This is a genomic window from Pantoea sp. AG1095 (assembly GCF_003208415.1).
In the GTDB taxonomy this organism is placed as follows: domain Bacteria; phylum Pseudomonadota; class Gammaproteobacteria; order Enterobacterales; family Enterobacteriaceae; genus Pantoea; species Pantoea leporis.
Genome location: NZ_QKMJ01000010.1, coordinates 25,243 through 36,982, shown reverse-complemented (window position 1 = coordinate 36,982; position 11,740 = coordinate 25,243). Strand labels below are relative to the sequence as shown.

Genomic DNA, 11,740 nt, shown 5'->3' with positions numbered 1-11,740 from the left:
AAGGGAATGTTGTGTCCTTTGGGACTATAGCGTGTGAAGCGGCGCGGAAGGAAGAGGGGAAAGTTCGGGAAATCGCCTGCACAAGGGGAAAACGCGTGCAGGCAGGGCAATTTGGCACTTAACGCTCAATGATGGTTGAAACCTCGTCACCATTGATCTGCATCTGATGGCCTTGCTCATCGGTGTACTGCACCAATCCGGTCTCTTTATCGATGGCGGGTTTGCCATCTGTCATGATCATGCGGCCATCTTTGGTCGCCATGACGTAATCACTGCTACAACCACTTAATAACAGCGTCACCAAGGTTAAACCTACTGCACTCACCAACCCTTTCATTCTTATCTCCTTCTCGCGACTTCAACAGCAAAAGTGTAGTAATAAATGCTTTCGTCGTTAGGAGTAATCGCATCATTCCTAAAATTATCGGCAGCAATATGCATTTACAGTAAAAAATGTCGCGCCAAAAGCGGACCGGTGAAGCTCTTCTTCAGATAAAAGCCGCGCGGCAGCGTCATGATCGGCTCGCCGTGTTCGCCAATCGCTTCGGTCAACGCTTTGCTGTTGGCGGCTTTAGGGCGGATTTGCAGCCAGGCACCGTGCCGTGCGGTGATGCGCTCCACCTGACCGAGCACAATCATGTCCATCAACTCTTCCCAGTCTTCGCGCAGCTGTTGCTCCTCTTCTGCACTCGGATGCCATAGCAGCGGCGAACCGACGCGGCGCTCGGCCAGCGGCAAAGCACGATCGCCTTCGATCGGGATCCACAGCACCCGCGCCAGTTTGTGCCGCACATGGCTGGTTTGCCAGGTTACGCCGCTATTACCGGTTAACGGCGCGACGCACACGAAGGTGGTCTCCAGCGGTTTGCCCTGCGCATCTACCGGAATCGTTTTCAGCTCAATGCCGAGATGGGCGAAATCCTGCTCGGCTTTGCTGCCAGCGCTGGCACCCAAATGCAGCTCTAACAGCATGCCAACCCAGCCTTTGTCGCGTTTCAAATCTGCCGGAATCGGCAGGTTAATCTGCGCCGCCAGCGCGGCAAAGGTCTGTCCCGCCAGCTGCTGTGCGCGCTGCAGTAATTCCGCTTCGTTTTCAGGTGGCGATGGCAATAACGGTGAGAAGTGCATGCTAAAACCTACATTGGTTAAATAGTGAACAGTAAACGCGAGCCGGGTTTGTCCACATGGCAGTTAGTTGAATAAAGGTGATAATAGCATGATTCAGCATGCTTTTTTATTTCAATAGAATGGGACGATCCAGTGATATGGCCCGGTTATCCCAGCTTGTTATCGACAATGAACAGGTGTTGAACCTGGTTATCCACAGAAAAGTGGGGTAACACCCTTTTGGCCATACCCCTGTTTCCATTTACAGCCTTGACTTTCGCGTTTTGAACGCTTTTTTTCCTTTCTTTGACCAGGTTTAGGGCATTCTCTGTGGATAAAAACGTCGGTGATGGATCTTTAACCGATCGAAAAAACTGAGCGGAGTATAACTACGGATCCTGGTAATGATTTAACGGTTAATAAGTTATATCTCAATGAATATGATGATTTTTTTGAGTGTTGCTATGTTGGGTAATGAGATTTATCCGAAGAGGTTATTCAATTCATTCCCGTGTTCTGCACAAAGCTATCCACAGAAAAGGTGAATAAGATCGCCGATAAATGGGCCTCTCTGTTTATAACTTGGCTAATCTCTGTGAGTTATCCTGTTTTTATTCCGCCTGCGGCCCGCTATCCAGTGGTTTACCGCCTGTAAGGAGTGTGAAACAATCAGGCTATTCAAATTTAGCTTTGAGGTAGTCCAGTGATCGATGATGATGGCTACCGCCCGAATGTTGGTATCGTAATCTGTAACAGGCAAGGACAAGTGTTGTGGGCCAGGCGCTTTGGACAGCACTCCTGGCAATTTCCTCAGGGAGGCATCAATCCGGGTGAAACTGCTGAACAGGCGATGTATCGCGAGCTGTTCGAAGAAGTGGGTTTACACCGCAAAGATGTTCGAATACTTGCTTCAACCCGAAACTGGTTACGCTACAAGTTGCCAAAACGTTTGGTGCGTTGGGACACAAAGCCGGTGTGTATCGGCCAGAAACAAAAGTGGTTTCTTCTGCAGTTGATGTGCAGTGACGCGGAAATCAATGTGCAGCACAGCAGCACGCCCGAGTTTGATGGTTGGCGCTGGGTTAGCTTCTGGTATCCGGTACGTCAGGTGGTCTCTTTCAAGCGCGATGTATATCGCCGCGTAATGAAAGAATTCGCGGGCGTAGTGATGTCTATGCAGGAGAGTGCGGGGCAGCGTAATAACGCCGCCCAACGACGTAAAAGAGGATAGGCCACGCCCTTTATGCTCACTCAGTTACGCGAAATAGTAGAGAAAGTGGCGAGTGCTCCACGTCTGAATGAAGCACTCGACATTCTGGTAAACGAAATTTGCCTTGCGATGGAAACCGAGGTTTGCTCGGTTTATCTCGCCGATCACGATCGTCGTTGCTACTACCTGATGGCGACACGCGGGCTAAAAAAGCCGCGTGGTCGTACGGTCACGCTGGCGTTTGACGAAGGCATTGTTGGCCTCGTTGGACGCTTAGCCGAGCCGATCAACCTCGCCGACGCGCAAAGCCATCCCAGCTTCAAATACATTCCTTCCGTTAAAGAGGAGCGTTATCGCTCCTTCCTCGGCGTGCCGATTATCAGCCGCCGCCAGCTGCTTGGCGTGTTGGTTATCCAGCAGCGCGAACACCGTCAGTTTGATGAAAGCGAAGAGTCATTCCTCGTCACGCTCGCCACGCAAATGGCGGGATTGCTGTCGCAGTCGCAGCTCGGTCAACTGTTTGGTCAATTCCGTCAGACGCGGGTAAAAGCGATTGCCGCTGCGCCGGGTGTGGCGGTCGCGCCGGGTTGGGTGGATGAAACTCAGCCGCTGCTCGATCAGGTTTCCGCTGCGTCCACGCTTGACGTGCAGCGCGAGCGCGAGCGCCTGGTGCTGGCGATGGGCGAGGCCGGCAACGAATTCCGCCGCTTCAGTAAACGCTTTGCTGCCAGCGTGCAGAAAGAGAGCGCGGCGATCTTCGATCTCTATTCGCACCTGCTTACCGATGCGCGGCTGAAAAAGGATCTGTTTGATGAGATCGAGCGCGGATCGGTAGCGGAGTGGGCGGTTAAAACGGTGATCGAGAAGTTCGCCGAGCAGTTCGCCAATTTGCAGGATCAATATTTACGCGAGCGCGCTGGCGATCTGCGCGTGCTCGGTCAACGTCTGCTGTTCCACCTCGATGATTCGCTGGTCGGCACCAATGCCTGGCCGGAACGCTTCGTGTTAGTCGCGGATGAACTCACCGCCACCACGCTGGCTGAATTGCCGCAGGAGCGTCTGGCGGGCGTGGTGGTGCGCGACGGTGCCGCCAACTCGCATGCGGCGATTTTGACGCGCGCGATGGGTATTCCCACCGTGATGGGCGCGGATATTCTGCCAGCGCAGCTTAACAAACGCTTGCTGATTGTTGATGGTTATCGCGGCGAAGTGCTGATCGATCCGGAACCGGTGCTGGTGCAGGAGTATCAGCGTTTAATCAGCGAAGAGAACGCGCTGAGCAAAATGGCCGAAGGCGTGGTCGAGCAGCCCGGTGAGCTGAAAAGCGGTGAGCGCGTTCAGGTGATGCTGAATGCCGGCCTCAGCCCGGAACACGAGCAGGCGCTGGATAACTGGGTGGATGGCATTGGCCTGTATCGTACTGAAATACCGTTCATGCTGCACAACGGCTTCCCGTCCGAAGAGGAGCAGGTGGCGCAGTATCAGGGCATGCTGCAGCTGTTTTACGACAAACCGGTGACGCTGCGTACGCTGGATGTCGGCGCGGATAAACAGCTGCCGTATATGCCGATCAGCGAAGAGAATCCGTGCCTTGGCTGGCGTGGCATTCGCTTAACGCTCGATCAGCCGGAAATCTTCCTGGTGCAGGTGCGCGCCATGCTGCGTGCCAACGTGGCCTCCGGTAACCTGAGCATTCTGCTGCCGATGATCAGCCATATCGATGAGATCGATGATGCGCGTCGTCTGATCGATCGCGCTGGCCGCGAAGTGGAAGAGATGCTCGGCTATGTGATTCCCAAGCCGCGCATTGGCATCATGATTGAAGTACCGTCGATGTTGTTTATGATCCCGCATCTGGCGGATCGCGTCGATTTTGTCTCCGTCGGCACCAACGATTTGACGCAATATCTGCTGGCGGTTGATCGCAACAACACGCGCGTGGCGAACCTGTATGATTCGCTGCATCCGGCGATGCTGCGGGCGCTGCACACGATTGCCAGCGAAGCCCGCCAGGCCAAGCTGGAGCTCTGCTTGTGTGGTGAAATGGCTGGCGATCCAATGTGTGTCGCGCTGTTAGTGGGCATGGGATATCACCATCTCAGCATGAACGGCAAGAACGTGCCGCGGGTAAAATATCTGCTGCGCCATCTCGATTTTGAAGAGGCGCAGAAGCTCAGCGAGCATGGACTGGCCGCGCATACCGCCTCGGAAGTGCGCCATCTGGTCTCCACCTTTATGGAGCGCCGTGGTTTAGGCGGTTTGATTCGCGGCGGGCGTTAACGGTTACAACTTCACGACCTGTAAAAAAAGTGGCTGTGCTATGATGCGCAGCCTTTTATTGTCCCGTTTCAGGGCAGAAAAATGATGGTGAAAGATGACTGACGGCTACATTTCGTTTCCCCAATTCGATCCGGTAATTTTCTCTATCGGACCGGTTTCGCTTCACTGGTACGGCTTGATGTATCTGGTGGGCTTTGTATTTGCTATGTGGCTGGCGACGCGACGCGCCAACAAACCTGGCAGCGGCTGGAAAAAAGAGGAAGTGGAAAACCTGCTGTATGCGGGCTTCCTCGGCGTATTCCTCGGTGGACGTATCGGCTATGTGTTGTTCTACAACCTGCCGTTGTTCCTTGAGAATCCGCTGTATCTGTTTAAGGTCTGGGATGGCGGCATGTCGTTCCACGGCGGCCTGATTGGTGTGATTGTGGTGATGCTGATTTTCGCACGCCGTACCAAGCGCACGTTCTTCCAGGTAGCGGATTTCATTGCACCGCTGATCCCGTTTGGTTTGGGGGCCGGTCGTCTCGGTAACTTCATCAACGGCGAACTGTGGGGCCGCGTGGCGCCCGATTTCAAATACGCGATGTTGTTCCCCGGTTCACGCAGCGAAGACATCGCGCTGGCAGCCAATAATCCGCAGTACCAGGAATTGTTGAACACCTACGGCGTGCTGCCGCGTCACGCGTCGCAGCTGTATGAGCTGTGCCTCGAAGGCATCGTGCTGTTCATCATTCTCAACCTGTTTATTCGCAAGCCGCGCCCCATGGGCAGCGTCTCGGGCCTGTTCCTGATTGGCTACGGCGCATTCCGCATCATCGTGGAGTTCTTCCGTCAGCCGGATGCGCAGCTTGGTCTGTTTGAAGGCGGCGTCAGCATGGGACAGATTCTGTCGATCCCAATGATTCTGGCCGGGGTAATTATGATGATCTGGGCGTATCGTCGTCGCCCGCAGCAACAAACTCGTGAGGTAAAATGAAACAGTATCTGGACCTAATGCAACATGTGCTGAATGAAGGCGCAGAAAAGGCCGACCGTACCGGCACCGGCACGCTCTCCATCTTTGGCCACCAGATGCGTTTCAATTTGCAGGACGGTTTTCCGCTGGTCACCACCAAGAAAGTGCACCTGCGCTCGATCATTCATGAGCTGTTGTGGTTCCTGAAAGGTGAGACCAACATCGGTTACCTGAAAGAGAACAAGGTCACCATCTGGGACGAATGGGCCGATGAGAACGGCGATCTTGGCCCGGTCTACGGCAAGCAGTGGCGCAGCTGGGGCAGCGCCTCGGGTGAAGAGATTGATCAAATCAGTAAAGTGATTGAGCAGCTGAAGCGTGACCCCGATTCGCGCCGCATCATTGTCTCGGCATGGAACGTGGGCGAGCTGGATCACATGGCTCTGGCGCCTTGCCACGCCTTCTTCCAGTTCTACGTGGCCAACGGCAAGCTCTCTTGCCAGCTCTATCAGCGCTCATGCGATATCTTCCTTGGTCTGCCATTCAACATCGCCAGCTACGCGCTGCTGGTGCATATGGTGGCGCAGCAGTGCGATCTTGAAGTGGGCGATTTTGTCTGGACCGGTGGCGATACGCATCTGTACAGCAACCATTTAGAGCAGGCGCGCCTGCAATTAACGCGTGAGCCGCGTCCGTTGCCGAAGCTGGTAATCAAGCGTAAACCGTCCTCTATCTTTGATTATCAGTTCGATGATTTCGAGATTGAAGGTTACGATCCGCATCCAGCCATTAAAGCGCCCGTCGCCATTTAACGCCACTCCCGCAAGGTCGCCATTCATGGCGACCACGCCCAAATCGCACTTTAATCCTGAATCTGTCTCACAAAACGCTGTATCTCTCTGCACCTCTCCTCGATTTCCTGAGCAACGTTTCCCAACGTCGATTTCTCTCCCTTGTTGAACTTCATGTTGCTGGGCACATTACCCGCCATGAACAGAAACGATATCCACGGTTTCACTTTGCCCGAACTGTTATTGGTGATGGTGATCGCCGGCATACTTAGCGTCGGCGCGCTGCAGGGTTGGCAGCGCTGGCAGCAATATCAACAGCTGCGCGACAGCGTACTGCAACTGCAGGGATTTCTTCTGCGCTTGCGCGCCCATGCTAACTGGCACAACCGCGATCTCACGCTGTGGGTACAGAGCGGTGAAAACGGCTGTCTTGGGGCGGGACCTAAACCTGCAGAAGGCTGCGCACTGCCCTCGCGCTGGTTATTTAAACCGCCGCACGACAGCGTGCGCCTTGTCGGCATCAATGGTGACGTCGGTTTTTACGGTCGGCGTGATGTCGCGCGTCCTGGCAGCATCGATCTCGCCAGTGCGGCGGGACGCTGGCGCTTAATTATCTCCGCCAGAGCGCGCATCCGTGCCTGTCAGCCGGGAGAGAAAGGATGCGAATAGCGCAACTCGGATTCAGCCTGCTGGAGATGCTGATTGCCATGGCGATTGGCGCGGTGCTGATGATCAGCGTCGGGCGATTTTTACCGCTGCTGCTGGAGCAGAATCTGCGCCTGCAACAGCGCGTGCAGTTACAGCAGGAGCTGCAGCAGATCGCCAATACGCTGCAAAAAGCGCTGCGCCGAGCCGGCTATTGCCACGGCCAGTGCAGCGGTTCGGCGCTAACGATTGCCGCCAGCGGCAGCTGCGTTTTACTGCGCTGGGATGAGAACAGCAACGGGCGCTGGGAAGGCGTGGGCCACAGCGAAAGTGACTATTACGGCTATCGGCTGCGCAGCGGACAGCTTGAAATGCAGCGTGGCGTGGATGAGTGCAACAGCAGCGGCTGGGAGAAACTCTCCGATCCGGCGTTTCTCACCATCGATGCCTTCAAGCTTGAACGGCAGGGATCGCGTCTGGTGCTGCAACTGGCGGGACACGCTAACAGCCAAAGCGTAGAGCTGGCAAGCTGGATAGAAGGAATCAATCTGTGAAGCAGCGCGGCAATAGCACGCTGGGCATGGTGCTGATGATGTTACTGATGGGCGGATTGACGCTACACGCCACGCGAACGCAGCTCTCGCAAGGCATGGTGTTAGTGGCTGATGAGCAGCTGCACAGTCAGGATTTCTGGCAGGCGCAGGCGGCGTTAACGTGGGGCAGCGTGCAAAACTGGCCGCAGGCCACCGGCTGGCAATGTCAGCAATGGACAGCAGAACAGTGGCAAAGCTGCCTGCTACGAATGGAGGATGACAATGCGTTGTTATCGGGACATGGAGAAGGGCGCGCGCTGTGGCTCTATCGTTGGGTATCCATCCCCAACACGCAACCCCAGCCGCAAGCGCATGGCTGGATCGATTACTGCCCGCTGTCGCAGCCGGCGCTGTGCCAGCCAGAAGCAGCAGGGCTTTAGCCTGGCGGAAACGCTGGTGGCGATGCTGTTGCTGGCGATGACCATCAGCACATTGCTGCAATATCATCGCGCGCTGGCGCTGGGGTTTAGCCAGCAGTGGCAGCAGCGTCAGGCGTGGCGCGTTGCCGGCCAGGCGCTGCTTGGCCGTGACGTTGAGGGATGGCAGAGTCAGCGCCAGCAGCAGAGTCTGGCGGGCGGCTGCACGCTGGAGCGCGTTACGGTTACGGGGCCACAGCAGCGTTCCGCCTCACTGGCGCAGCTCAATTGCCACTAGCGGTAGGCATCGCAGGTGATAAACGGTAGAGTGGCTCGGCTGCGTTGTTGTCTTGTGTTTAGGAGAAATATGTTCCGGGTCTATCACTCTAATCAGCTTGATCTGTTGAAAAATCTGGCAGGTATTCTGATTGAAAATCAACCGCTGACCGATCCGCTGGCGGCTGAACAGGTGCTGGTACAAAGCCCAGGCATGGCGCAGTGGCTGCAAATGGAACTGGCTAACAGTTTCGGCATTGCCGCCAACATTGATTTCCCGCTGCCTGCGAGCTTCATCTGGAACATGTTCGTTAAGGTGCTGCCCGATATTCCTGAAGAGAGCGCCTTCACCAAGGCCAGCATGAGCTGGAAGCTGATGCATCGCTTGCCAACTTTGCTGGAGCAGGACGCTTTCCAGCCGCTGCGTCACTACCTCAATGATGACGACGACAAGCGCAAGCTGTATCAGCTCAGCGCCCGTGTTGCCGATCTGTTTGACCAATATCTGGTGTATCGCTCGGACTGGCTCAACAGCTGGGAGCGCGGTGAACGGATTGATGGCTTAGGCGAATCGCAGCAGTGGCAGGCGCTGCTGTGGTGCGATCTGGTTAACTTTACCGAAAGCCTGGGTCAGCCGATGTGGCATCGCGCTAACCTCTATGCGCGCTTTATCCAAAAGCTGGAACAGGCGCAAATGCCGCCGCCGGGCTTGCCGCAGCGCGTGTTTATTTGCGGTATCTCCGCGCTGCCGCCGGTTTATTTGCAGGCGTTGGAAGCGCTGGGCCGTCACATTGATATCCATCTGCTGTTCACCAATCCCTGCCGTCACTATTGGGGCGACATTCAGGATTATGCCTTTTTGGCGAAGCTGCAAAGCCGCCAGCGCCGCCGCATCCAGTCGGATGAGCTGCAGCCGCTGTTCCGCGATCCGGCTAGCGCGTCAGCATTGTTTAACGATATTGGCGAGCAGCAGCTGACCAATCCGCTGCTGGCGTCATGGGGCAAGCTGGGGCGCGATAACCTGTATCTGCTGAGCCAGATGGAATCCGCCGCCAACGACATTGATGCCTTCGTCGAGATGCCTCAAGACAATCTGCTGCACAGCGTGCAAGCGGATCTGCTCAATCTGGACGATAAAGCGATCATTGGCCTCAACGCCGGTGAGCTGGCGAACAGCGCCGAAAAACGGCTGCTTGATCCTGAAGATCGCTCGATCACTCTGCAGGTGTGCCACAGCGCACAGCGTGAAGTTGAAGTGCTGCAGGATCATCTGCTCACGCTGATGGAAGCCCATCCCGAACTCAAACCACGCGACATCATCGTGATGGTGGCGGATATCGACAGCTACGCCCCTTTTATTCAGGCCGCTTTTGCCAGCGCGCCGAGCGAACGCTATTTGCCGTTCGCCATCTCCGACCGCCGCGCCAGTCAGGCGCACCCGGCAATTCTGGCGCTGCTCAGCTTGCTGTCTCTGCCTGAAAGTCGCTTTGCCTCCGAAGATGTGCTGGCGCTGCTTGAGGTTCCCGCATTAGCGCAGCGCTTCTCGGTGGATGAAAGCGGGCTGCGCCTGCTGCGCCGCTGGGTGATGGAATCCGGCATTCGCTGGGGACTGGACGATGCCAGCGTGGAAGCGCTGGCGCTGCCGGTAACCGGACAACACACCTGGCGCTTCGGCCTGCAGCGTATGCTGCTCGGCTATGCGCTGGAGAGCCGCAACGGCGACTGGCAAGGGATCCTGCCGTATGACGAATCCAGCGGTTTGATCGCTGAGCTGGCGGGGCATCTGGCTGAACTGCTATCGCGACTCGAAGAGTGGCGTGCGCGTCTGGCAGAAGAGCGCACGTTAGCGGAGTGGCAGCCGCTGTGTCGTGAGCTGATTGAGTGCTTCTTTAGCGGAGACGCCGAAAGTGAAGCCGCGCTGCTGCTGGTGGAAACGCAGTGGAAACAGATTATCGAGCAGGGCATGCAGGCGGCGTATCAACAGCCGATTCCGGTTACGCTGCTGCGTGATGAGCTGCGTTCACGCCTCGATCAACAGCGTATCAGCCAGCGTTTCCTCGCCGGTCCCATCAACTTCTGTACGCTGATGCCGATGCGTTCGATTCCCTTCAAAGTGGTGTGTTTGCTGGGCATGAACGATGGCGTCTATCCGCGCACTTTAGCGCCGCTGGGTTTCGACCTGATGCAGCAACAGATGCGCAAAGGCGACCGTAGCCGCCGCGATGATGACCGCTATCTGTTCCTCGAAGCGCTGATTTCGGCGCAGCAGCAGCTCTATATCAGTTACATCGGCCGGGCGATTCAGGACAACACGGAGCGCTATCCATCGGTATTAGTGAGCGAGCTGGTGGATTACCTGGGGCAAAGCTTCCGTCTGCCGGGTGATGAAGCGCTCGAACCTGATATCAGCGAGCAGCGCGTGCGTGAACATCTGCAAAAGCTGCATAGCCGCATGCCGTTTGCCGCAGAGAACTTCCAGCCGGGCGCTCACGGGCAAAGCTTTGCTGCGGAGTGGTTGCCCGCAGCCACCGGCAGCGGCGTGGCACAGCCGGATTTTGTGCAGCCCTTGCTGCCTGCACCGATAGAAACCTTGTCGCTGGAGCAACTGCTGCGTTTCTGGCGCCATCCGGTACGCGCCTGGTTCCAGCAACGCTTGGGGGTGGCTTTCTGGATGGAAGAGAGCGAGCTGCCCGACAGCGAACCGTTCGCGCCTGACAGCCTGGAACGCTACCAAATCAACGCGCAATTGCTGAATACGTTGGTCAACGGTGACGATCCGGCGCAGCTGTATGCGCGTCACCGCGCCGCTGGCAATCTGCCTTATGGCGCGTTCGGGGAACTTTTCTGGCAGAGCCAAACCGAAGAGATGCAGGAAGTGGCCGCCGAGGTGAGTGGTCAACGCCAGCCCGCTGAAAGTTGGGAAATCAATCTGACGATCGGCGCAGTGCAATTGACCGGCTGGCTGACGCAGGTGCAAGCTGATGGCCTGCTGCGCTGGCGTCCGGGCGTGCTGAACATGAACGATGGTCTGCTGCTATGGCTGGAACATCTGGTGTATTGCGCGTTGGGCGGCAGCGGTGAAAGCCGCATGTACGGCCGTAAACAGAGTCACTGGCGCTTCGCGGCGCTGCCTGCTGAACAGGCGCTGTCGTTTCTGCATGCGTATGTTGCGGGTTACCAGGCTGGATTAGTCGAGCCGCTGATGCTGCTGAATAAATCCGGCGGAGCCTGGCTGGAAGCGAGCTTTGATAGCAAGTCGCAGCAGTTGCTGGAAGACGAAGCCACGCAGAAAAAGGCACTTAACAAATTACTGCAAGCCTGGCAGGGTGGTTTCCAGGTGGAAGGCGAGGGCAGCGATCCCTATCTGCAACGCCTGAGTCGGTCTTTGGACGATGATGCCGTGCAGGCGATTACTGCCGCCGCACGCCAATGGTATTTGCCGGTGCGCCTGGCGCATCAAAATGATGAATAGCAAGGGGATACGGCCTCGTTTGAGGTTGTTCCTGACACGATAAGAAAGTTTGTCT

11 protein-coding genes are annotated in these 11,740 nt (G+C 56.4%); 9 read left to right on the top strand and 2 right to left on the bottom strand.

Annotated elements, in window-relative coordinates; genetic code table 11:
* Positions 1-118: 118 nt before the first annotated feature.
* Together DEU53_RS18185 and mutH are read right to left on the bottom strand one after the other, a co-directional pair.
* The gene (locus tag DEU53_RS18185; protein WP_101761992.1) at positions 119-337 is read right to left on the bottom strand and encodes a YgdI/YgdR family lipoprotein; all 219 of its coding nucleotides are present in this window, start codon (positions 335-337) and stop codon (positions 119-121) included.
* 104 nt (positions 338-441) lie between these two features.
* Entirely contained in the window at positions 442-1,128 is a 687-nt protein-coding gene (gene mutH, locus DEU53_RS18180; RefSeq protein WP_110867967.1) for a DNA mismatch repair endonuclease MutH, read from the bottom strand.
* A gap of 682 nt (positions 1,129-1,810) precedes the next feature.
* Between mutH and rppH the strand changes: the two genes are divergently transcribed.
* From rppH to recC, 9 genes are all read left to right on the top strand, one after another.
* A complete protein-coding gene (gene rppH / locus DEU53_RS18175) occupies positions 1,811-2,338 on the top strand; it encodes an RNA pyrophosphohydrolase (protein WP_007890933.1) in 528 nt (175 codons plus the stop codon).
* 12 nt (positions 2,339-2,350) lie between these two features.
* On the top strand, positions 2,351-4,597 hold the full coding sequence (ptsP, locus tag DEU53_RS18170) for a phosphoenolpyruvate--protein phosphotransferase (RefSeq protein ID WP_110867966.1): 2,247 nt from the start codon (positions 2,351-2,353) through the stop codon (positions 4,595-4,597).
* 94 nt (positions 4,598-4,691) lie between these two features.
* The gene (gene lgt / locus DEU53_RS18165) at positions 4,692-5,573 is read left to right on the top strand and encodes a prolipoprotein diacylglyceryl transferase (protein WP_008109262.1); all 882 of its coding nucleotides are present in this window, start codon (positions 4,692-4,694) and stop codon (positions 5,571-5,573) included.
* A complete protein-coding gene (thyA, locus tag DEU53_RS18160) occupies positions 5,570-6,364 on the top strand; it encodes a thymidylate synthase (protein ID WP_110867965.1) in 795 nt (264 codons plus the stop codon). The genes lgt and thyA overlap by 4 nt, the downstream gene beginning before the upstream one ends.
* 177 nt (positions 6,365-6,541) lie before the next feature.
* A complete protein-coding gene (locus DEU53_RS18155) occupies positions 6,542-7,012 on the top strand; it encodes a prepilin-type N-terminal cleavage/methylation domain-containing protein (protein ID WP_110868038.1) in 471 nt (156 codons plus the stop codon).
* On the top strand, positions 7,003-7,542 hold the full coding sequence (locus tag DEU53_RS18150; RefSeq protein ID WP_110867964.1) for a prepilin peptidase-dependent protein: 540 nt from the start codon (positions 7,003-7,005) through the stop codon (positions 7,540-7,542). The genes DEU53_RS18155 and DEU53_RS18150 overlap by 10 nt, the downstream gene beginning before the upstream one ends.
* A complete protein-coding gene (locus tag DEU53_RS18145) occupies positions 7,539-7,961 on the top strand; it encodes a DUF2509 family protein (protein WP_110867963.1) in 423 nt (140 codons plus the stop codon). The genes DEU53_RS18150 and DEU53_RS18145 overlap by 4 nt, the downstream gene beginning before the upstream one ends.
* A complete protein-coding gene (locus DEU53_RS18140) occupies positions 7,894-8,235 on the top strand; it encodes a prepilin-type N-terminal cleavage/methylation domain-containing protein (RefSeq protein WP_110867962.1) in 342 nt (113 codons plus the stop codon). The genes DEU53_RS18145 and DEU53_RS18140 overlap by 68 nt, the downstream gene beginning before the upstream one ends.
* A gap of 69 nt (positions 8,236-8,304) precedes the next feature.
* The gene (gene recC, locus DEU53_RS18135; RefSeq protein ID WP_110867961.1) at positions 8,305-11,685 is read left to right on the top strand and encodes an exodeoxyribonuclease V subunit gamma; all 3,381 of its coding nucleotides are present in this window, start codon (positions 8,305-8,307) and stop codon (positions 11,683-11,685) included.
* The last annotated feature ends 55 nt before the right edge of the window (positions 11,686-11,740 follow it).